The organism is Methylobacterium symbioticum (assembly GCF_902141845.1).
Taxonomy (GTDB): Bacteria; Pseudomonadota; Alphaproteobacteria; order Rhizobiales; family Beijerinckiaceae; genus Methylobacterium; species Methylobacterium symbioticum.
This window is the reverse complement of the sequence record NZ_CABFPH010000014.1, coordinates 26474-45133: the sequence shown is the minus strand read 5'-3', so window position 1 is coordinate 45133 and position 18660 is coordinate 26474. Positions and strand designations below refer to the sequence as shown.

Genomic DNA, 18660 nt, shown 5'->3' with positions numbered 1-18660 from the left:
TAAGCTGCGTTTCCGACCTGCGGCGGGCCGATCCGGACCCCGCCCATGCCGAACGTATTAGCCCACCTCTTCCTCGCCGCCCTTGTCTGGGCGGGCGCATCGCCCTGGTTGCCGGTATGGTCGCAGGACCTCGCCGGGCGGCAGTCGCCCTTCACTCTCGTCGCGACACGGGACGCGCACCTCTCGCTCCACCTCCGCTGGACCATCGCGCCCGGCACCTATCTCTATCGCGACAGGATCCGCGCCGAGGCCGGTGCCGGCGCGGAGCTTCCCGTCACCACGCCGACCGCCGAGACAAAGGACGACCTGAACTTCGGGCCGACGGAGGTCTACCACGACTCCGTGGAGGCCATCGTGCCCGGCGCGGCGCTGGCCAGCCTGCGGGAGATCCGGGTCATCTACCAGGGCTGCGCCGAGCGGGGCATCTGCTACCCGCCGGTCACGAAGCGGCTGGACCTGGCCTCCCTGGCGAACGCCGGCGCATCACCGGCCGGCGGAGCCGCCCCCGCCGCCGAGCCGGCAGACGCGACGGTCGCCGCCGCCTCCCGCCAGGACGTCTTCCCCGCCGGGCCGGCCGCCCTCCTCGTCGGCAACCTCGTCGGCGTCCTGGCGGGCATGTTCGGGCTCGGCCTCCTGCTGGCGTTCACCCCCTGCGTGCTGCCGATGGTGCCGATTCTGTCGGGCATGATCGTCCGCTCGGGCCAGGGCCTCACGCCGGGGCGGGGCCTGGCGCTGTCCGGAAGCTACGTCCTCGCCATGGCGGCGGCCTATGCCAGCTTCGGCGTCGCGGCGGCGTGGCTCGGCCGCAACCTGCAGGTCGCCCTCCAGACCCCTCTCGCCCTCGGCCTGATGGCCACCGCCTTCGTCGCGCTGGCACTGTCGATGTTCGGCCTGTTCGACCTGCAGGCGCCGCGCTGGTGGCGGGACCGCTTCGGCGCCCCGGCGGCGGAAGGTGGGTCGGTCGCCGGGGCCGCGTTCCTCGGCTTCAGCTCGGCCCTCGTCGTCGGTCCCTGCGTGACGCCACCCCTTGCTGCCGCCCTGCTCTACGTCGCCCAAACGGGGGATGTCCTGCGCGGGGCGCTGGCCCTCTTCGCCCTCGGCCTCGGGATGGGTGCGCCGCTGGTGCTCGTCGGCGCGTTCGGCGCCGGCATCCTGCCCCGGTCCGGCCCCTGGCTGGTGCGGGCGAAGCAAGCATTCGGCCTCGTGTTCCTGGCTCTTGCGGCCTCGCTCGTGACACGCTTGCTGCCGGACGTGTTGTCCCTCCTGATTTGGGCGGCGCTCGCCATCGGCACCGGCATGGCGCTCGCGGTGCTGACCACGAACGGTCGCCCGTCACCCGCCGGTCGCGCGGCGGGCTTGGTCGCCGTCGCCTATGGCGGCCTCCTCCTCCTCGGGGCTGCCACGGGCGCGGACGACCCGCTGCGGCCGCTTGCCGGCCTCGCCCCGTCGCATCCGGGCCACATCGCCGAGGCGCGGACGGTCTCCACGCTCACCGCCTTCGAGGCGGCCCTCCTGGCGGCCCGAGCTGAGGGCAAGCCGGTGCTTGTCGAGTTCGCCGCCGACTGGTGCACCGTCTGCAAGACGAACGAGCGGACGGTCCTGGCGGACGCCGGCATCCGGGAGAGGCTCAAGGCCGTCTCGGTCATCCGGGCCGACGTCACCCGTGACGACGACGCCACCCGCGCCCTGATGCGTCGCTTCGAGGTGGTCGGTCCGCCGACCCTCATCCTGATGCGTCCCGACGGCGGCGAGGTCCGGGAGGCCCGCACCGAGGGCGAACTCACGGTCGAGGACCTGAAGCGCCGCCTCGCCCTCGTCGGAGCCTGAACTGCCTCTTCCGAGCCACCCATACCCACGGAGACCGTCATGCACCGCCGGACCCTGCTCGCCCTAATCCCCGCCATCGCCCTCGCGCCCGCCCTGCTATCGCCGCACACGGAAGAGGCCTTCGCCCAGGGCATCGACCAGAACGCCATCCTCAATGACCCGGAGGCGCCGGTCTCGGGCAACCCGAAGGGCGACCTGACCATCGTCGCCTTCCTCGATTACAACTGCCCCTTCTGCAAGAAGGCTGAGCCCGACCTTCTCCGGCTGGTGAAGTCGGACGGGCGCATCCGCCTCGTCCACAAGGATTGGCCGATTCTCGGCGACGCCTCCGTCTACGGCGCCCAGCTCGCCCTCGCGGCGCGGTACCAGGGCCGCTACGACGACGTGCATCGCGCGCTGATGGGCATCCCCGGCCGTAAGATCCCGAAGGAGCGGATGCTGGAGGCGGTCTCCGCCTCGGGCGTCGACATGGCCCGCCTGGAGGCGGATCGGACGTCCCACCAGGGCGAGATCGCCGCCCTGCTCCAGCGCAACCTCGACCAGGCGGACGCCCTCGGCCTGCAGGGGACGCCGGTCTTCCTGATCGGCCCGCTCAAGGTCGCGGCCGCCCTCGACTACGACGGCTTCAAGCAGGCGGTGGCCCAGGCACGCGCCAAGGGCCGCTCGTGATGCGGCGGGTGATGCGCCTAACGGCGCTCCTCGCGCTCGCCGCGGGGGTCGGAGCCTGCTCGGCCTCGATGGGCGCCCCCGGCCCGGTCGCCGGGGCGGGGGCGCGCCTTCCGGCCGATGCCGTTCGTCGCTACGCGGCCATCACCGACGAGCCGTTCCCGGTCGATGCGGTCGAGCCACGCGACCTGAAGGCCCGCAACGTCCGCCAGGTTGTCGACTATCCGACCAAGCAGCCACCGGGCACGCTCGTGGTCGACCCCTACCGGCGCTTCCTCTACCTCGTCATGGAGGGCGGCAAGGCCATGCGCTACGGGGTCGGCGTGGGCAAGGCCGGCTTCGAGTTCACCGGGGAGGCGACTGTCGCCCGCAAGGCGTCCTGGCCGCGCTGGACGCCGACCCCCGACATGCTCAGGCGTGACCCGGAGCGGAACGGGCGCTGGGCCGGCGGGATGCCAGGTGGCGCACGCAATCCCCTCGGGGCCCGCGCGCTCTACCTGTTCAAGGACGGCAAGGATACGCTCTACCGCATCCACGGCACCACCGAGCCCTGGAGCATCGGCGAGGCGGTGTCCTCGGGGTGCATCCGCATGCTCAACCAGGACGTCATCGACCTGCACCGCCGCGTACCTACGGGCACGAAGGTCGTCGTGCTTGGGTCGCACGGCACCGCCCAGGCCGCGCGGCCGGCCGCGCCGGAGACGACCGGCAGCCTCGACCGTGCGCGCCTCGACGACCTATCCCGCGGCGCCTCGGAGGCGCCCGAACCCCTGACGGACGACGGAGTGGCGGATGACGACGGTCTTTAGGAGCCTGGCGCTGGCGGTCGTCCTCGCGACGATGGGCATCGGAACGGTTCGTGCCGGCTCGGAGGCGCCGGCCGGCTACTACGCCGACCAGAAGGTGGTCTACCACAATGGCGGAAGCGGTCCGGACGAAGCAGCCTACTTCAAGCGCCTGCTCGCCAACCTGCGCAACCACGTCGAGGCCGTGGGCAAGGCGCATGTCGAGATCCGCGTGGTGAGCCTCGGTTACGGCGTCGGCCTCTTCCAGTCGGCCGCGAACGACAAAGAACTCGCCGGCCGCATCGACGCCCTCAAGGGGATGGGTGTGCGGTTCCTGGTCTGCGCCAACACCCTGCGCGAGCGGAAGATAGACCGCACCACCCTGTACGGCGTCGGCGAGGACGACCTCGTGCCGAGCGGCGTCGCCGAACTGGCGCGCCTGCAGGCCATGGGGTTCGCATACATCCACCCCTGAGGCCTTACACCGCTTCGGCAATCGACCGCGAAGACCTGATCGTGTGCCGCCGCACCTGACTCTAGGGCGCTTGTCCGCCGGACCATCTTTCCGCTTGTCATTACATTAGAAGATGCTAATTGAGTGTCATCTAATGTTTTGCGTGGGGCAGTAGTCCCCGCGGCCGGACCGGGCGCTTCCCGGACCGCACTTTGGGACAGATTGAGATGGAAGGCTTCACCCCCGTCAGCGCAATTCTCGGCGGAGCGATGATCGGCGGGTCCGCCTCGCTGCTGCTCATCCTCAACGGACGCATCGCCGGCATCAGCGGCATCCTCGGCGGCATCCTGGCCCCGCCCTCGGGTGAGACCGCTTGGCGGGCGGCCTTCGTGGCAGGCCTCGTCCTCGCACCACTCGCCTATGCCGGCCTGGGGGGCAGCCTTCCGCCGGTGACGGTCGAGGCGTCATTCCCGCTGCTGATCCTCGCGGGCCTGCTGGTCGGGTTCGGCGCGCGCCTCGGCTCAGGCTGCACCAGCGGCCACGGAGTCTGCGGCATCGGCCGCGGCTCGCCCCGCTCGCTGGCCGCGACCGGCATCTTCATGACCGTCGCCGTCCTGACCGTCCTCGTCATGCGCCATCTCGTCGGAGCCTGAGCCATGGCCAAGACCGCCTCCGCCTTCGCCGTCGGCCTCCTGTTCGGCCTCGGCCTCCTCGTCTCGGGCATGGCCGACCCGGCCAAGGTCCTCGCCTTCCTCGACGTGACCGGACGCTGGGACCCGAGCCTCGCCCTCGTCATGGCGGGCGCCGTCGCAATCTCGGCCGCCGGCTACCGCTTGGCGAGGCGGCGCGGACGGCCTTTGCTCGCGCCCAGGCTCGACGTCCCGACCCGGCGCGACCTCGACGGACGCCTGTTCGCCGGGGCCGCGATCTTCGGCCTCGGATGGGGCTTGGCCGGCCTCTGCCCCGGGCCCGCCCTCACCATCCTGACGGTGGCCCCGGCCGAGGCCGTGACCTTCGTGGCGGCGATGGTCGCCGGCATGCTGCTGTTCCGCCTGGTGCCGGCGGCGCGCCTGAAGCCGACCGCCGCGCTGGGAGCCGACGCATGATGCCCGGCCCCCTCACATCCGGCCTCGCCGCCGGCTCGGGCGGGGTCGTGGGCGTGATCCTCGGCCTCGTCGGCGGGGGCGGCTCGATCCTCGCGGTCCCACTGCTGACCTACGTGGTCGGCGTGTCCTCGCCCCACGTCGCCATCGGGACCAGCGCCCTGGCGGTCTCGGTCAGCGCGGCGGGCAACCTGGTCCCGCAATGGCGAGCCGGGAACGTGAAGTGGCGTTGCGCGGCGGCGTTCTCGCTCGCCGGGGTCCTTGGCGCGCTCGTCGGCTCGGCGGCCGCCAAGGCGGTCGACGGGAAGAGCCTGCTCGCCCTGTTCGGGGTCGTCATGCTCGTGGTCGGGGGCCTGATGCTGCGCAAGCGACGCGGCGAGGGCGACCCGGACGTGCGCCTGACCAAGGCCAGCGCGCCGGTGCTCCTGCCTTGGCTCCTCGGCATCGGCCTCGCGGTCGGCCTGTTCTCCGGCTTCTTCGGCATCGGCGGGGGATTCCTGATCGTGCCGGGCCTGATGCTGGCGACGGCGATGCCGCTGCCCATGGCCATCGGCACCTCGCTGGTCGCGGTCAGCGCCTTCGGGGCGGCGACCGCAGCGAGCTACGCCGCCTCCGGCCTGATCGACTGGCCGCTCGCCGGGCTGTTCATCCTGGGGGGCGTGCTCGGGGGCCTCGTCGGATCGAGGCTCGGCCAGCGCCTCGCCGGGCGCAAGCGCGCCCTGACCGTCACCTTCGCCGGCCTCGTCATCCTGGTCGGCCTGTACGTCGTCGCCCGCGGGGCCCTGCCGCTCCTCGGCCTGAGCGCCTGATCCCGGACAGGAGGAGATCCATGTCGAACCAGACCGCCGGAGCCCTGCGCGGGCATCCCATCGTGACCGGCTTCCACGACGAGCCGACCGGGAGCATCCAGTACGTCGTCGCGGACCCCGCGACGAAGCGCTGCGCGATCATCGACCCGGTCCTCGACTTCGACCCGAAGTCCGGCGCGACCGCGACCCGCTCCGCCGATGCCCTGCTCGCCCATATCGAGCGGGAGGGCTACGAGTTGGAGTGGATCCTCGACACGCACCCGCACGCCGACCACTTCTCGGCGGCAGGTTACCTCCACGACCGGACGGGCGTCCCGACCGCCATCGGCGAGAAGGTCATCGACGTGCAGCGGCTCTGGAAGGGGCTGTACAACCTGCCGGACACGTTCCGGACGGACGGTTCGCAGTGGTCCCGGCTCTTCGCCGACGGCGAGCGCTTCCGGATCGGCGACCTCGAAGTCGAGGTGATGTTCACGCCGGGCCACACCCTGGCCTCCATCGCCTATCGGATCGGCGACGCCGCCTTCATCCACGACACCCTGTTCATGCCCGACAGCGGCTCGGCGCGGGCCGACTTCCCCGGCGGCAACGCGCACGCGCTGTGGCGCAGCATCCGGCGCATCATGGCCCTGCCGGACGACACGCGGCTGTTCACCGGGCACGACTACCGCCCGGGCGGCCGGGCGGCGGCCTGGGAGAGCACGGTCGCCCGGCAGCGGAGCGAGAACCCGCACCTCGTCGAGACACCGACCGAGGAGGCGTTCGTGGCGATGCGCGAGGCCCGGGACCGCGAACTGCCGATGCCGAAGCTCATCCTGCACTCCCTGCAGGTGAACATCCGCGGCGGGCGCCTGCCCGAGCCCGAGGCGAACGGCCGCCGCTACCTGAAGATCCCGCTCGACTCCCTCGACGGTGCGGCGTGGGGCGATTGACGGAGGTGACCATGACCACGATCAGCGCGAAGGACCTGGTGGCGCAGGCCAACCGGGAGGTGGAGACCCTGTCGGCCGCGGAGGCGCTGGCGCGCCTGGGCCAGCCGGGCTCGGTGCTCGTCGACGTGCGCGAGGGCGAGGAGTTGGCCAAGACCGGCAGGATCGCCGGCGCCGTCCACGTGCCCCGCGGCTTCCTGGAGTTCCAGGCCGACCCCGCGAGCCCGACCCACCGGGCCGAGCTCGGCGAAGGCAAGTGCCTGGTGCTCTACTGCGGCTCCGGCAACCGTTCGGCCCTGGCAGCCAAGACCCTGAACGACATGGGCCTCGGACCGGTCGCCCATGTCGCGGGCGGCTTCCCCGCGATGGCGAAGGCCGGCGGCACCGTCGAGCCAGCCTGATCGGGACTGGCAAGCCGACAGGCCGCAGGTCACTTGCGACCGGCGGCCTCCAAGTTTGGGCGGTCGACGATCTCGACCGCGCCGCGCCGGACCTCGATCAGGCCGGCCTCGGCCCATTGCCCCAGGATGCGGCTCACGACCTCGCGCACGCTGCCGATGTCATCCGCGAGCTTCTGATGGGTTACCGAGGCCACCCCACGCGGGTCCGCCTCGGCCAGAAGCCGTTGCGCGAGGCGCTGCTTGAGCGGGGCAAACGCGACCTCGTCGATCAGCGTGAATAGGCCGGACATCAACCGCGTATAGTCATCCATGACGAAGCTGCGGAACGCGGCGCTCTCGCCCATCAGGTGTTGGAACGTGCTCACCGGCAGAGCCGCCAGTTCGGTCCGCTCCTCGGCGATGCTTTGCGCCGGAAAGTTGCCGCCGGAGAGGAGGCACTGTGTGGTCAGGGCGCAGGTGCCGCCCGGCCCGACTTTGTAGATCAGCACCTCGCGCCCGCCTTCAGACATCCGGAAGATGCGCGTACGGCCCTCCAGACACATCAGGTAGTTGGCGCACTCGCCATCGAGTTCGTAGGCGATGGCGCCCGCGTCCAGTACCGGAAAATGCACAGTTCCCCGGGCGATCTGGAGGTGCGCTGGGCTGAGCGCCTGCAGGAGCGGAAACCGGTCGATCCATCGCTCGACCTTCTGGGCATCCGTCATGGCGGCGTAGTCCCCCCGGCCATGACGACGGGCTGATCGTCCGGCTCGCGTTGCGTTTTTCTCCCGCCGCGCCGGACTTGTGTGACCTGGGTCACCGACCGGGTGCAGCGGCCCGGCATAGCATCGCATCACAAAGAACACGATAAGGGCATCCGCCATGCGCGGCGCCCACCGGGAGTGAACCGATGCACCGCCTCGCCCTGAGCTTCATGCTCGCCGTACTCGCCGCCGGCCCCGCCGCGGCCGAACAGGACCTCCTGCTCGGGGCCGACATGTCCTCGCCCGCCATGATCAAGGCCGAGATGAGCCGCGCCGACGTCGAGGCGCTGATCAAGGCCGCGGACGGCAAGCCGGTCGACCTGCACGACAAGTCCCTGTCTGGCCTCGACCTCTCCGGGCTGTACCTCCGGGGCGCAAACCTGCGGACCGCCCGCCTGAACAAGGTCAATTTGCGCGGCGCCGACCTCAGCGGCGCGAACCTCGAACAGGCATGGCTGCTGAAGGCCGACCTGTCCGGCGCCAAGCTCGTGGACACGAAAATGTTCGGCATCACCGCCCGCGACGCCAACCTCAGCGGCGCGGACCTCAGCCGGTCCATGCCCATTGGCGACTTCAAGGGCGCCAACATGAGCGGCGCCACGCTGGTCGACCTCAGGGGGGGCGCCGACATCAAGAACCAGTCCATGGGCCTGATGCGGGCCGTGTTCGTGTCGGTGAACCTCTCCGGCGCCAACCTGAAGGGTGCCAACCTCGGCCGGTCGCGGCTCGAATACGCCAACTTGAAGGATGCCAACCTCACCGACGTGGTGTTGATGGGCTCGGACCTGTCCGGGGCCAACCTGACCGGCGCGACGGTCACAGGAGCAGACTTTAAGAACGTCGACGTCAGCGGTGCCCGGCTGATCGACCTCAAGGGTCAGTCCGAGGCCAAGGACTGGGCCGAGCGCGTGAACGTAGACCGCGCCGTCACCCAGGCAACCAATTGAGCCGCCCGTAAGCCTCGACCCATCACAAGGACCCAGACAGCCCATGACCACCCGTCGCTTCCTGCTCGGCGCCCTGGCCGCCGCTCCCCTGCTGTTCGGTACCGCTGCGAATGCCGCCGAGGCCGTCTTCACCCCTGAAGCCTTTGAGGCGGCCCAGAAGGCGGGCAAGCCGATCCTCGTCCATGTCACCGCGCCCTGGTGCACCGTCTGCGCGTCGCAGAAGCCGATCCTCGCTAAGCTGGAAGCCCAACCCCGGTTCAAGGACCTGCAGGTGTTCGACGTCGATTTCGACAGCCGCAAAGACGTGCTGAAGCGGTTCGGTGTGACGACGCAGAGCACCCTGATCACCTTCAAGGGTGAGAAGGAGACGGGGCGCTCGGTCGGCGACACCCAGCCGGAGTGGATCGAGGGCGCTGTCGAGAAGGCTTTGTAGGTCGGCCATGGCCACGACGTTCGGCCTCGCGTTCCTCGCCGGCATCCTCTCGGTGATGTCGCCCTGCGTGTTGCCCTTGCTGCCGCTGGTCCTGGGCGCGGCGGCATCGGAACACAGGCTCGGCCCCGCTGCCCTGGCCGCCGGCCTCGCGGTGTCCTTCGTGGCCATCGGGCTGTTCGTAGCGACCGTAGGGTTCGCCCTCGGCCTCGACGCCGATGTCTTCCGCACCGTGGCGGCCATCATGCTGGTCCTGATCGGGCTCGTCCTGATGGTTCCGGCCGCCCAGACCCGGCTTGCTGTGGCCGCCGGCCCGGTGAGCAACTGGACCGAGAGCCGGTTCGGTGGCTTCTCGACCACCGGGCTTCTGGGACAGTTCGGCGTCGGGCTGCTGCTCGGCGCGGTCTGGAGCCCCTGCGTCGGGCCGACCCTCGGGGCCGCGTCCCTCCTCGCCTCGCAGGGGCGAGACCTGGGTTCGGTGGCAACGACGATGCTTCTGTTCGGCCTCGGCGCCGCCCTGCCACTCCTGCTCCTCGGCACGCTGTCCCGCGAGGTGCTGATACGCTGGCGCGACCGGATGATGGGGCTCGGCAAAGGGCTGAAGGTCGCCCTGGGCGCCATCCTCGTGGCCACCGGCCTGATGATCGCCACGGGCTACGACAAGGCCGCGGAGACCGTCCTGGTCAACGCTTCGCCGGCTTGGCTCACCAACCTGACGACCCGCCTGTGACCTCGATAGCGTCTGCCTCCAAAGCCCGCCCCATGCGACCCTACCGTCTTCGAACCTGCCTGCTCTACGCTGCCATCCTTCTCGGGATTGCAGGTCCGGCGCAGGCTTGGGAATTGGTCGGCACGAAGCAGCTTGAGCTACGCACTCGCGACGGTACGTCCATTCCAATCGGCACCGTGACGTTCACCCCAGGGCCGGACGCCACGCGGTTCGTCGTCACCCTCGACCGGACGAAGTTCAAGGACTTCTTCCTGTCGATGCGCGAGTTCAAATGCGTCGAGGGGCCCGAGGTCCAGTGCCACGTTCCCTATCCCTACGCGAACCCGGGAACGGTCCGGCCGGGCGATTATGCGTGGCTGGAGCACGCCCTGCTCTTCCTCTACAAGGCGCCGGCCGACTACGGAGCCAAGTTGAGCAACGGCCTCTACTACGCTCTTCAGAAAACGGAGGACGGGCTGGTTGGAAGGCCGATGGCGGTGGATCTCAACGACATCGCGGCCCCGCCTCAGGATCCCTCCGTGCCCCCGTTCGATCAGGCTGCCCGTGCGGACATTGTTCCAGGCGCCCGCTGGATCGAGGCGCTCGTCATCCGCTGAGACGAGTTCGTCGCCCCACCGGACCCAGTTAAACGCGCAGGTAGCTCCATCCTGCTTCCTGAAGGGTCACGAGACGGACCGCCCCCGCCGGAACGATGCCGACGTGGGGCAGCAATTCCAGCGAATGCCCCTCGGCCTTCTCCATGGCCTTGACGGTGTTGCCGCAGGCCGAGAGGACGATCCCCGGCACGCTCTCGCTGATGGAATGGATCCTCGCCGTGACGGGCGATGTGTCGGCCCGCAGCATGTGCAGGCCTGGGCCATAGGCGACGATCTCGACTTCCAGTTCCTCGGCCTGCTCGCTGTATTCGCGCGCGAGGTTGACCGCATTGTTGAGGGCGAGATCGAACACGCCGCCCTCGCGGGAACTGACCTGCATCGCGACCCGGTGGGTCTTCGGGCCGGTTGCCGGAGCCGCCGTGGCCCTGCTCGCTCCGAGCCCAGCCAGCAGTGCGGCCAATCCGGACACGCCCCTGCGCGACAGCATCATCTCGTCCCCTCCGTTGTCGAACGATCCTGATCCGAGACGCGCGCTCCTCTTGGAGCCGTCTCGTCAGGTCTGCAAGAATCGATAGCTGTCGCCGGCACGCTCGACATGTCCGACGCCCGAGCCCGGGAGATGAAAGCCAACGAGCGTCATCCGCTCGTTCGCCAACCGGTCCAGCAGGGTCAGGCGGGTGCAGGAAGCGAGGTCGCGGTCGAGATCGCTTCCGAACGCCCAGGCGGGACGCCGGAACGACAGAACTGCATGGCTCAGGGCATCTCCGCCGATCAGTACCTGATCCCGTCCCGCTTCGACGAGTACGGAGGCGTGGCCGGGTGTATGCCCCGGCGTCGCGACGTAAGTGAGGCCGGGGGCGATGCTCTCGCCGGGCCTGCGGCGCTCCACCTTCGCCTCAAGGCGGCGCAGGGTCCGTCGCGAGCCCACGGAGAGACCCTTCAGCCAGTCGGGCACCAGGGTCTCGACGTCGTCGCGGGTCCAAAAATCCCATTCCGCCGCCGGCACCACGTAGCGGGCATTGGGAAACCGTTCGCTGTCGTCGAAATCGTCGATCGCGCCCCAGAGATGATCGGGATGGGCGTGCGTGAACACGACCTGGGTGATCGCCTCGCGCGAAATGTTCCGGCTCTCCAATGTCTCTCCGAGCTTGCCCGCCGTCGGCTGGAAGGAGTTGCCCGAGCCGGCATCGATCAGGATGATCTCAGAGCCGATCCGCACGAGGCTCGCGTTCGTCGGGATCGGCGCGGCCTCCGCGCGCTGGCCCTCGGCCCTGAAGACGGCCTGCATCTCGTCGCGCGGCGTATCGGGCAGCATGAAGGCGAGGGAGGAGGACAGCGTGCCGTCGCTCGCCGTCTCCACGGAGGCGCCGCCGACCGTCAACGCCGCCGCCGGGTTGGCGGACGCGCGGCCGGTCGGCCACGCGCCCGCGAGACCCGCCGCGAGCCCCGCCATGAAGAGACGCCTGTCGCAGCGCGATCCGGGGACGGCGGCGCCAGTCGTCATTGGACTGGCGGCGCCTTCTTCGCGGAGTCGGGGGCCTTGTCGGGCGTCACGTCGAGGATGCGCGCATGGCTCGTAATCGTCGCCTCTTTGGGCAGGCAGTTCGTCATGCAGGGCTTGGCCGTCCAGAACTCCTTCTCCGCCGTCTGGCGGTCGTCCATGAAGAAGTTCTTCTCGTTCGGCAGGCGGATGCTGGCGAGGTTCTTCTCGTTCACCTCGAAATCCTGATCCTTCAGGATGTCGTTGAGATAGAGGAGATAGGCCGTGACCGAGTAGGTCTCATCCGGCGTCAGGGTCTGGGCCGCGCCGAACGGCATCGCCCGGTGCACGAAGTCGAAGACCGTCGAGACATAGGGCCAGTAGGACCCGATGGTCTTGACCGGGTTTTCCGACTTCAAGGTCCCGGATCCGCCCGCGAGTTCCGGCCACCGGCCCGCGCCTTCGCCGAACTCGCCGTGGCAGCTGGCGCAGCGCTCCTGGAAGATGGTCTCGCCCAGCGCCGCCGTGCCCTTGCCGACCGGAAGCCCCTGGCCGTCCGGCCGCACGTCGATGTCCCAGCCCTTGATTTCCTCGGGCGTTGCCGCGCGGCCGATGTTTAGGCGCTCGGCCGCCACCGGCGTCGCGGCCAGGAGGGCGGCTGCGAGCGCGGCCGGAATGAGGTTACGCGACCTCGACATTCTCGATCTCCCCGCTGGGCAGCACGTGCCAGGTCTGAATGCCGTTGTTGTGGTAGATCGAGTTCAGGCCGCGATGCTGGCGCAAAGCCGCCTTGGTCGGCTGCACATAGCCGGTCTCGTCCCTGGCGCGGGACTGGAGCAGCAGCGGCTCACCGTTCCAGTCGAACTCGTAATAAAAGCGCGTCAGCGCCTTATCGAGGACCGGACCGTCGAGGCGGGCGGCGCGCCAGTTGCGGCCGCCATCGAGGGAGACGTCCACGCCCTTGATCGCCCCGCGTCCCGACCAAGCGAGGCCCGAGAGCACGGTGAAGCCCTTGCCGTGGATCGGCGCCTGCGGGCTTGGATTGGTGATCACGGACTTCGCGTCCATGGCCCAGGTGAAGCGCCGCGCCTGTCCGTCCGGCATGAGGGCCGTGTACTTCGAGGTCTCCTCGCGGGTGTGCCAGGGCTCGTCGCCGACCTTGATCCGGCGCAGCCACTTCACCCACATATTGCCCTGCCAGCCGGGCAGGACGAGGCGCAGCGGGTAGCCGTGCTCGGGATAGAGCGCCTCGCCGTTCATGGCGTAGGCGACGATGGCGTCGTCGAGCGCCTTCTCGATCGGCACCGAGCGGGTCATCGCCGCGGCGTCCGCCCCCTCCGGCAGCAGCCACTTGGCGTTCGTCTTGAGACCCGCCTCTTCGAGGAGGCGCTTGAGCGGCACGCCCGTGTACATGACGCAGTGGATCATGCCGTGGGTGAACTGGCAGCCGTTGAGCTGCGCGCCCTTCCACTCCATGCCGGAATTGGCCGCGCATTCGAGGAAGGCGATCCGGTTGACGCGGGGGAAGCGCTTGATGTCCTCCAGCGTCAGCATCAGCGGCTTCTCAACGAGGCCGTGGATCATCAACCGGTGCTCGGCCGGGTCGATCTCGGCGATGCCGCCATGGTGGCGCTCGAAGCCGAGACCGTTGGGGGTGATGATCCCCTCAAGCTGGTGCAGCGGCGTGAAGCTCACCGAGCTCTGGCGAGAGGCGGTCAGCCATTCAACGTCGCGGCGGATCACGTCCGCCTCGAACTTCGAGGGGCGGCCATAGGGCCGGCTCACGACACCGTCACCGAGGGATTGCGACCATTCCGGCACGTTCGGCGGCAGGTTCTTGGCCTCCGGCGCGGCGGCGGCCGCACGGCCCGCGAAAGCGCCGGTTCCCACCCCGGCGCCGACCGCTCCGCCCAAGGCGAGGCCGGTGCGCAGGAAGGATCGGCGGGAGGTCGGCCCGGACGGATCGGGGCGCGGCTTCGGTTCAGACATCGGTCTCTCCGAACTGTTTCAAGTATGGCAATGTGTGAATATCTTGAAGACGACTAGGCGCCACGGACGGTGACCTGCGCGGGCGTCGGGTTCACCGTCTTCTTGGCCTTGATGTGCGAGGCGACGACGTCCCAGATCGGCGGACCCTCGGTCCCCTCGTTGACGCTCGCCCAGCCCGCCACGGTGTAGCTGCTGCCGGCCTCGATGGGTTTGCCGGTGCGCAGCAGGGTCAGGTCGGAGATGCGGCTTCCGGCCGGGCGGGCGACATCGATGGCGTAGGACACGCCCCCCACCCGCACCATGTCGCCCCCCTGCTGGTAGTAGGGATCGGCGTTGAACAGGTTGTCGGCCACGTCCTCCAGCACCTCCTTCAGCCGGGCGCCGGTCATGGGCATCCGGTAGGCCGCCGGGTAGGTGATGGCGGTGGCGTTGTAGACGTCCTCGTGGGTGATCGCTTGCCCGGGCAGGAGGGTCGTGCCCCAGCGGAAGCCGGGCGAGAGGGCGATGTCGGCCTCGCGCTCGGACAGGAGCGCGTCGCAGATCAGGTCGTCGAGGGTGCCGTTGAAGTTGCCGCGCCGGTAGAGCAGGGCCTCGGTCCGCCCAAGTTCCTGGCTCAGCATCGCCTCGTGGGGCGCGCGGATCGCCTGGATCTTGGCCGCCATCGCCTTCTGCGGGGCGATGACATCGGAGAAGATCGGGATGAGCTTCGAGCGGTAGCCCTTCACGGCGCCGTCCCGCACGTCGAGGTCGACGCGGGTGAGGAACTTGCCGTGGCTGCCCGAGGCGATGAGCAGGGTGTTGCCGACCTTTACCGCCTGCGGCAGCGCATCGTGCGTGTGACCGGTCAGGACGACGTCGATTCCCTTCACCCGCGAGGCGAGCTTGCGGTCGACGTCGAACCCGTTGTGAGAGAGCAGCACGACGAGGTCGGCGCCCTCTTTCCGGGCGTTGTCGACGCTCGCCTGCACATCCTCCTCGCGGATGCCGAAGGACCAGTTCGGGATCATCCAGCGCGGGTTGGCGATGGGCGTGTAGGGGAAGGCCTGCCCGATCACCGCGACCTTCGCGCCGCCGCGCTCGAACATCTTCGTGGACTCGAAGGCTGGCTCGTTCCACTCCGCGTCGCGGACGTTCTGGCCGAGGAACGGGCAGCCGAGCCCGTCCACGATCTCCTTCACCCGCTCGGTGCCGAGGGTGAACTCCCAGTGGCCGGTCATGGCGTCGGGCTTCAGCAGCGCCATGCAGTCGACCATGTCCTGGCCCTTGCTCACCATCGAGGTGTAGCTGTTCTGCCAAGTGTCGCCGCCGTCGAGGAACAGCACCTTGTCGCCGCGCTCGGCGCGGATCGCGTCGAGCACCGTGGCGATCCGGTCGAGGCCGCCCATCCGGCCGTAGCTGCGGGCGAGCGCGACGTAGTCCTCCGGCGTCAGCGCATAGGCCAGCGGCGAGCCGCCGGGGATGCCGTAGAGGTCGAGGTAGGCGCGTCCGGTGACGTGGGGGACCTGACCGCGCGCCTCGCCCACCCCGAGATTGGTCGAGGGCTCGCGGAACAGCACGGGCCGCAACTGCGCGTGGATGTCGGTCAGGTGGACCAGGGTGACGTTGCCCATCGGCTCGAAGGCCAGGAGGTCGTACTGGGTCAGGCGCTGCTGGGCGAAGGCGCGGATCCAGCCCGTCGGCACCAGGGCCGCGGTGGCGGCGGCGATCTGCAGGAAGTCGCGGCGTGAGGTCATGGGACGATCCGACCCTCAGTTGCGCACGGCGGGCGTCTCGACCGGAAGGCCGAGGCCGCGCCACGCGACGTAGGTCTCCAGGGCGAGGAACTCGTCGGAGAGCGGCTTGAACGGCGTGGCCCGGACGTCCTGCATGCAGCCCTCCATGCGCTCGTGCAGCGGCACCAGCCGCTGGTCACGTAGGCGGTAGACGGGGAAGCCGTTGCTCTGCCCCTGGCTGAGGAAATCGGCCCGGAGATACTTGCCGTGGTTCTTTTCGTGGCAGCTCGCGCAGGCGAGATCGAGCTGGCCGTTCCGCTGGTAGTACAGCGATTTGCCGCGCTCGAACCAGGGCGTCATCGGCCCGTCCACCTTCACGGCGACCGGCATCCCCCGGGACTGGTTGCGGATGTAGGTGGTCATGGCCGTGAGTTCGGGCGAGCCGAAGACGAAAGGCTCGGCCTTCAGGGCGCCGCTGCGGCAGATGTTGATCCGCTGCTCCAGATTGATTGGCTTCCCGAGCTTCTCGTTCCACTTCGGATAGGCAGCCGCGACGCCCTTCATCGAGGTCGAGGCCTCGTTGTGGCAGCTCGCGCAGGACTTGCCGGCCGTGCCATCGACCTTCGACCAGAGTTCCTCGCCCTGCTCGACGGCGAGGAAGCCCGGATTGTTGAAGTCGTCGGCCTGCATCTCCTGCGTTTCCTTGGAACGGAAATACAGGCCCGAGACGACTTCCTCGAACGGAGAATTCGGGTTCTGGGGCTTCATGCCGTGCGCCTGCCACGCCGGGCGCTCGGACGGCTCCTTCGCGGCGGGCGCCGACGGCATGTCCTGCGCGTGCGGCGCGACGGCCAACGCGACGAGCGCGAGCGCTGTAAAGGCGAGAGTTGGGCGGACCATGGTGAGGGCTCCGGCGCGGCGGGGGGAGGCGCTCCGGGGCGAACGGCCCCGGGCGCGCGTCAGGCGACCTTGATCTGCTCGGTGGCCTGGATCTTCGACCCGTCGTCATCGACCCAGGTAAAAGTCAGCGCTCCGGATTCTTCGGGCTTGATCTTGAACTGGAAGTAGGGATTGGCGGAGACTGCGCTCTCGATATCGGCGCTGAAGATCGTCTTGCCGTTCAGGTCACAGGTGAACTTGTTCAGGATCTTGCGCGGGATCGTCTTCCCGTCCTTGTCCTTGCGCTGGCCGGACTCCATCGTGTGGGAGACGAGCGTCTTCACCTCGATGATGCCGCCCTTGGCGACCTCCTTCTTGTCCAGTTTGATCCGCGGCTTCACGTCGGCCATGTGGTCCTCCCGTCCTCGTTCGATGCTGTCGCGTATGGGTTAGCCGCCGCAGCCGCCGATGGTGACCTTCACCTGGCGGACGTCGCTGAACACCGAGCCGTCGTTCATGCGGGCGACCGCGATGACGTTCTGGGTCTCTGCGAGACGGATCCGGGTGTTCGCCTCCGCGACGCTCGACGGCGTGAAGTGGAAGCTGATGACGCCGGGGTTCGGATTGCCCTCGGCGACGATCATCACCTCCTCGACGTAGCTTTCCGCCGTCATCGGCCCGTCGACGCTCACCGTCATCGGCACCGTGTTGCCGTTCTCGGCGATCTCGGGGAGTTCGAGCTTGACCCTGCCCTTCACCGGCTCCTTGCCGCGGGTGAAGGCCTTGATGGCCTCATCGGTCGCGGGCTTCGCCGCCAGGGCCGGGCCGGCGCGGAAAGCGAAGGCGGTGGCCACCATGGCGCCGGTGCCGAAGGCCAGGGCTTGGCGGCGGCTCATTGCGGGGATCTTGGCAGAGGTCATGGCAAGCGGCTCCTTCAGCCCGCGAGATCACTTCAAGGTCGTGAGGTAGGCGACGACGTCCTCGACCTGCTGCGCGGTCAGGATCGGCTTGCCCTGGAATTCGGCGCGCACGCGGTTGAGGCCGTCGATCCGGTAGAAGGCCGGCATCACGGTCGCCTCGGTGAAGACGTGCTTCGGGTTGACGACGATCATCCGCAGGTGGGCCGCGTCCCACCGGCCCGCGACGCCATCGAGGGAGGGCCCGACCTCGCCGTGGAAAGATTCGCCCTTGAGCGACGAGACCTGATGGCAGCCGAGGCAATTGCCCTGGCGCCGGTTCACGACGACCTTCGCGCCGGCCGCCGCATCCCCCGGCTTGTCGGTGAGCGGCTCGGGGATTGAGTCGCTGCCATCGATGGCGACGATCTTGAACGGGGCGAGCCCGGTGGAAGCCGTCTCGGCTCCGGCGGCGGTCGCGAGGACGCAAAGTCCCGCGAGCGCAAAGGCTGTGATCGGCCTGCGCATCTGGCGTTTCCTCGGTGCGCCGTCTTTGCGGCGAGTGCGGTCGTCTCGAACCGCTCGCTCTGCCGGCGGGCAAACCCATCGACATATGCGAATTATTGCAAGTTTGACGTGGATCGCTCTCAAGTCAAGCTGGAATTGCGAGGCCGCTGACTATCGCGGCGGGACTGTCAGCCCCGCTGCGCCGCCTCCGGCGAGCGGAGGTAATCCTGCAGGGTCGTCCGCTCGTCGGCACGCTCGGCCACGAAGGCGAAAGTCCGGCGGAACTCCTCCGGCGGCACGTAGCCCCGCACTCGCAGGACCTCGCGCTGCTGGGGCGTCTTGCCCGCGAGTGCCGTCTCCTCCACCGGAAAGAACTGAATGGTCGGCGTGGACCGGATGCCGTACTTCTCCGCGAAAGCCTTCTCGGGAAGGATCTGACCGTCGAAATCGGTGACCTCCCGCGAACCGATGAAATTCAGTTGCAGGATCTCGAAACGCTCGCGGATGAAGGCGCTCGTCGCCGGATCTGCGAAGTTCACGAGGTGGATCTGTTTGCAGAAGGGACAGCCCTTCAGCTCCCACAGGATGGCGAGGCGCTTGCCGTGCTCCCGCGCGGACTTCAGATCGTCGGGGAGATCGAGGAAGCTTTCGAGGAACCAGGGCTCCCGGTAGAGGCCGTCATCGCCCTGGATCGCTTGGGCCATGGCCCTGGAGGGCAGGCCGAGCGCGAGGGCACCCGCCAGGAACCGGCGCCGGGTCGACATGGCGTCCCCTCCA

At 69.1% G+C, this 18660-nt stretch carries 24 protein-coding genes; 13 read left to right on the top strand and 11 right to left on the bottom strand.

The window, feature by feature from the left end; translation table 11 throughout:
• The first annotated feature begins 45 nt into the window (after positions 1 to 45).
• The 9 genes from dsbD (at position 46) to MET9862_RS07390 (ending at position 6974) form a co-directional block, all read left to right on the top strand.
• On the top strand, positions 46 to 1827 hold the full coding sequence (gene dsbD, locus MET9862_RS07430; protein ID WP_059407795.1) for a protein-disulfide reductase DsbD: 1782 nt from the start codon (positions 46 to 48) through the stop codon (positions 1825 to 1827).
• A 39-nt stretch (positions 1828 to 1866) separates the two neighbouring features.
• Positions 1867 to 2496: a DsbA family protein gene (locus MET9862_RS07425; protein ID WP_059407797.1), complete on the top strand. Its 630-nt coding sequence runs from the start codon at positions 1867 to 1869 to the stop codon at positions 2494 to 2496.
• Positions 2496 to 3302: a L,D-transpeptidase gene (locus tag MET9862_RS07420; RefSeq protein WP_059407799.1), complete on the top strand. Its 807-nt coding sequence runs from the start codon at positions 2496 to 2498 to the stop codon at positions 3300 to 3302. Before MET9862_RS07425 ends, MET9862_RS07420 begins: the two co-directional genes overlap by 1 nt.
• Positions 3286 to 3753, top strand: coding sequence for a DsrE family protein (locus tag MET9862_RS07415; protein ID WP_059407801.1), 468 nt, complete (start codon positions 3286 to 3288; stop codon positions 3751 to 3753). The genes MET9862_RS07420 and MET9862_RS07415 overlap by 17 nt, the downstream gene beginning before the upstream one ends.
• Before the next feature lie 206 nt (positions 3754 to 3959).
• Positions 3960 to 4385: a YeeE/YedE family protein gene (locus MET9862_RS07410; protein WP_059407803.1), complete on the top strand. Its 426-nt coding sequence runs from the start codon at positions 3960 to 3962 to the stop codon at positions 4383 to 4385.
• 3 nt (positions 4386 to 4388) lie between these two features.
• Positions 4389 to 4838 carry a DUF6691 family protein gene (locus MET9862_RS07405; protein ID WP_059407805.1) on the top strand — a complete coding sequence of 150 codons (450 nt, stop codon included), beginning with the start codon at positions 4389 to 4391 and terminating at the stop codon, positions 4836 to 4838.
• On the top strand, positions 4835 to 5644 hold the full coding sequence (locus tag MET9862_RS07400) for a sulfite exporter TauE/SafE family protein (RefSeq protein ID WP_185156781.1): 810 nt from the start codon (positions 4835 to 4837) through the stop codon (positions 5642 to 5644). Before MET9862_RS07405 ends, MET9862_RS07400 begins: the two co-directional genes overlap by 4 nt.
• Before the next feature lie 20 nt (positions 5645 to 5664).
• A complete protein-coding gene (locus MET9862_RS07395) occupies positions 5665 to 6576 on the top strand; it encodes an MBL fold metallo-hydrolase (RefSeq protein WP_059407807.1) in 912 nt (303 codons plus the stop codon).
• 11 nt (positions 6577 to 6587) lie between these two features.
• Positions 6588 to 6974: a rhodanese-like domain-containing protein gene (locus tag MET9862_RS07390; RefSeq protein ID WP_059407809.1), complete on the top strand. Its 387-nt coding sequence runs from the start codon at positions 6588 to 6590 to the stop codon at positions 6972 to 6974.
• 29 nt (positions 6975 to 7003) lie between these two features.
• Here the strand turns inward: MET9862_RS07390 and MET9862_RS07385 are convergent, their stop codons facing one another.
• Positions 7004 to 7678 (bottom strand): Crp/Fnr family transcriptional regulator, encoded by a 675-nt coding sequence (locus MET9862_RS07385; protein ID WP_059407811.1) that lies wholly within the window; start codon positions 7676 to 7678, stop codon positions 7004 to 7006.
• 185 nt (positions 7679 to 7863) lie between these two features.
• On the opposite strand from MET9862_RS07385, the gene MET9862_RS07380 reads away from it, so the two are divergent.
• The 4 genes from MET9862_RS07380 to MET9862_RS07365 all read left to right on the top strand — a co-directional run bounded on the left by MET9862_RS07380 (position 7864) and on the right by MET9862_RS07365 (position 10420).
• Complete coding sequence (locus tag MET9862_RS07380) at positions 7864 to 8664, top strand: pentapeptide repeat-containing protein (protein ID WP_059407813.1); 801 nt, start codon at positions 7864 to 7866, stop codon at positions 8662 to 8664.
• A gap of 43 nt (positions 8665 to 8707) precedes the next feature.
• A complete protein-coding gene (locus MET9862_RS07375; RefSeq protein ID WP_059407815.1) occupies positions 8708 to 9097 on the top strand; it encodes a thioredoxin family protein in 390 nt (129 codons plus the stop codon).
• Positions 9098 to 9104: 7 nt separating this feature from the next.
• A complete protein-coding gene (locus MET9862_RS07370; RefSeq protein ID WP_059407818.1) occupies positions 9105 to 9824 on the top strand; it encodes a cytochrome c biogenesis CcdA family protein in 720 nt (239 codons plus the stop codon).
• Between the two features lie 176 nt (positions 9825 to 10000).
• Positions 10001 to 10420 (top strand): hypothetical protein, encoded by a 420-nt coding sequence (locus MET9862_RS07365; protein WP_244507391.1) that lies wholly within the window; start codon positions 10001 to 10003, stop codon positions 10418 to 10420.
• Positions 10421 to 10448: 28 nt separating this feature from the next.
• On the opposite strand, the gene MET9862_RS07360 is transcribed toward MET9862_RS07365, so the two are convergent.
• From MET9862_RS07360 to MET9862_RS07315, 10 genes are all read right to left on the bottom strand, one after another.
• Positions 10449 to 10910, bottom strand: a complete 462-nt coding sequence (locus MET9862_RS07360) for a DsrE family protein (protein WP_059407826.1) — start codon at positions 10908 to 10910, stop codon at positions 10449 to 10451.
• A 63-nt stretch (positions 10911 to 10973) separates the two neighbouring features.
• The gene (locus MET9862_RS07355; RefSeq protein WP_244612612.1) at positions 10974 to 11873 is read right to left on the bottom strand and encodes an MBL fold metallo-hydrolase; all 900 of its coding nucleotides are present in this window, start codon (positions 11871 to 11873) and stop codon (positions 10974 to 10976) included.
• A 47-nt stretch (positions 11874 to 11920) separates the two neighbouring features.
• The gene (locus MET9862_RS07350) at positions 11921 to 12598 is read right to left on the bottom strand and encodes a c-type cytochrome (RefSeq protein WP_059407830.1); all 678 of its coding nucleotides are present in this window, start codon (positions 12596 to 12598) and stop codon (positions 11921 to 11923) included.
• The gene (gene soxC, locus MET9862_RS07345) at positions 12582 to 13889 is read right to left on the bottom strand and encodes a sulfite dehydrogenase (RefSeq protein ID WP_059407832.1); all 1308 of its coding nucleotides are present in this window, start codon (positions 13887 to 13889) and stop codon (positions 12582 to 12584) included. Before soxC ends, MET9862_RS07350 begins: the two co-directional genes overlap by 17 nt.
• Before the next feature lie 53 nt (positions 13890 to 13942).
• Complete coding sequence (gene soxB, locus MET9862_RS07340) at positions 13943 to 15622, bottom strand: thiosulfohydrolase SoxB (RefSeq protein WP_059407833.1); 1680 nt, start codon at positions 15620 to 15622, stop codon at positions 13943 to 13945.
• A gap of 15 nt (positions 15623 to 15637) precedes the next feature.
• Positions 15638 to 16501, bottom strand: coding sequence for a sulfur oxidation c-type cytochrome SoxA (soxA, locus tag MET9862_RS07335; RefSeq protein ID WP_059407835.1), 864 nt, complete (start codon positions 16499 to 16501; stop codon positions 15638 to 15640).
• A gap of 59 nt (positions 16502 to 16560) precedes the next feature.
• Entirely contained in the window at positions 16561 to 16890 is a 330-nt protein-coding gene (gene soxZ / locus MET9862_RS07330; protein ID WP_010682137.1) for a thiosulfate oxidation carrier complex protein SoxZ, read from the bottom strand.
• 39 nt (positions 16891 to 16929) lie between these two features.
• Entirely contained in the window at positions 16930 to 17400 is a 471-nt protein-coding gene (gene soxY, locus MET9862_RS07325) for a thiosulfate oxidation carrier protein SoxY (protein WP_059407837.1), read from the bottom strand.
• Between the two features lie 27 nt (positions 17401 to 17427).
• Positions 17428 to 17904 carry a sulfur oxidation c-type cytochrome SoxX gene (soxX, locus tag MET9862_RS07320; protein WP_059407839.1) on the bottom strand — a complete coding sequence of 159 codons (477 nt, stop codon included), beginning with the start codon at positions 17902 to 17904 and terminating at the stop codon, positions 17428 to 17430.
• A 167-nt stretch (positions 17905 to 18071) separates the two neighbouring features.
• On the bottom strand, positions 18072 to 18647 hold the full coding sequence (locus MET9862_RS07315; RefSeq protein WP_059407841.1) for a thioredoxin family protein: 576 nt from the start codon (positions 18645 to 18647) through the stop codon (positions 18072 to 18074).
• Between the last annotated feature and the right edge of the window lie 13 nt (positions 18648 to 18660).

Bases quoted from the DNA above. Each gene is read 5' to 3' on its own strand.
- dsbD (WP_059407795.1), top strand. From the start codon at position 46: ATGCCGAACGTATTAGCCCACCTCTTCCTCGCCGCCCTTGTCTGGGCG.
- MET9862_RS07425 (WP_059407797.1), top strand. From the start codon at position 1,867: ATGCACCGCCGGACCCTGCTCGCCCTAATCCCCGCCATCGCCCTCGCG.
- MET9862_RS07420 (WP_059407799.1), top strand. From the start codon at position 2,496: ATGCGGCGGGTGATGCGCCTAACGGCGCTCCTCGCGCTCGCCGCGGGG.
- MET9862_RS07415 (WP_059407801.1), top strand. From the start codon at position 3,286: ATGACGACGGTCTTTAGGAGCCTGGCGCTGGCGGTCGTCCTCGCGACG.
- MET9862_RS07410 (WP_059407803.1), top strand. From the start codon at position 3,960: ATGGAAGGCTTCACCCCCGTCAGCGCAATTCTCGGCGGAGCGATGATC.
- MET9862_RS07405 (WP_059407805.1), top strand. From the start codon at position 4,389: ATGGCCAAGACCGCCTCCGCCTTCGCCGTCGGCCTCCTGTTCGGCCTC.
- MET9862_RS07400 (WP_185156781.1), top strand. From the start codon at position 4,835: ATGATGCCCGGCCCCCTCACATCCGGCCTCGCCGCCGGCTCGGGCGGG.
- MET9862_RS07395 (WP_059407807.1), top strand. From the start codon at position 5,665: ATGTCGAACCAGACCGCCGGAGCCCTGCGCGGGCATCCCATCGTGACC.
- MET9862_RS07390 (WP_059407809.1), top strand. From the start codon at position 6,588: ATGACCACGATCAGCGCGAAGGACCTGGTGGCGCAGGCCAACCGGGAG.
- MET9862_RS07385 (WP_059407811.1), bottom strand. From the start codon at position 7,678: ATGACGGATGCCCAGAAGGTCGAGCGATGGATCGACCGGTTTCCGCTC.
- MET9862_RS07380 (WP_059407813.1), top strand. From the start codon at position 7,864: ATGCACCGCCTCGCCCTGAGCTTCATGCTCGCCGTACTCGCCGCCGGC.
- MET9862_RS07375 (WP_059407815.1), top strand. From the start codon at position 8,708: ATGACCACCCGTCGCTTCCTGCTCGGCGCCCTGGCCGCCGCTCCCCTG.
- MET9862_RS07370 (WP_059407818.1), top strand. From the start codon at position 9,105: ATGGCCACGACGTTCGGCCTCGCGTTCCTCGCCGGCATCCTCTCGGTG.
- MET9862_RS07360 (WP_059407826.1), bottom strand. From the start codon at position 10,910: ATGATGCTGTCGCGCAGGGGCGTGTCCGGATTGGCCGCACTGCTGGCT.
- MET9862_RS07355 (WP_244612612.1), bottom strand. From the start codon at position 11,873: ATGGCGGGGCTCGCGGCGGGTCTCGCGGGCGCGTGGCCGACCGGCCGC.
- MET9862_RS07350 (WP_059407830.1), bottom strand. From the start codon at position 12,598: ATGTCGAGGTCGCGTAACCTCATTCCGGCCGCGCTCGCAGCCGCCCTC.
- soxC (WP_059407832.1), bottom strand. From the start codon at position 13,889: ATGTCTGAACCGAAGCCGCGCCCCGATCCGTCCGGGCCGACCTCCCGC.
- soxB (WP_059407833.1), bottom strand. From the start codon at position 15,622: ATGACCTCACGCCGCGACTTCCTGCAGATCGCCGCCGCCACCGCGGCC.
- soxA (WP_059407835.1), bottom strand. From the start codon at position 16,501: ATGGTCCGCCCAACTCTCGCCTTTACAGCGCTCGCGCTCGTCGCGTTG.
- soxZ (WP_010682137.1), bottom strand. From the start codon at position 16,890: ATGGCCGACGTGAAGCCGCGGATCAAACTGGACAAGAAGGAGGTCGCC.
- soxY (WP_059407837.1), bottom strand. From the start codon at position 17,400: ATGACCTCTGCCAAGATCCCCGCAATGAGCCGCCGCCAAGCCCTGGCC.
- soxX (WP_059407839.1), bottom strand. From the start codon at position 17,904: ATGCGCAGGCCGATCACAGCCTTTGCGCTCGCGGGACTTTGCGTCCTC.
- MET9862_RS07315 (WP_059407841.1), bottom strand. From the start codon at position 18,647: ATGTCGACCCGGCGCCGGTTCCTGGCGGGTGCCCTCGCGCTCGGCCTG.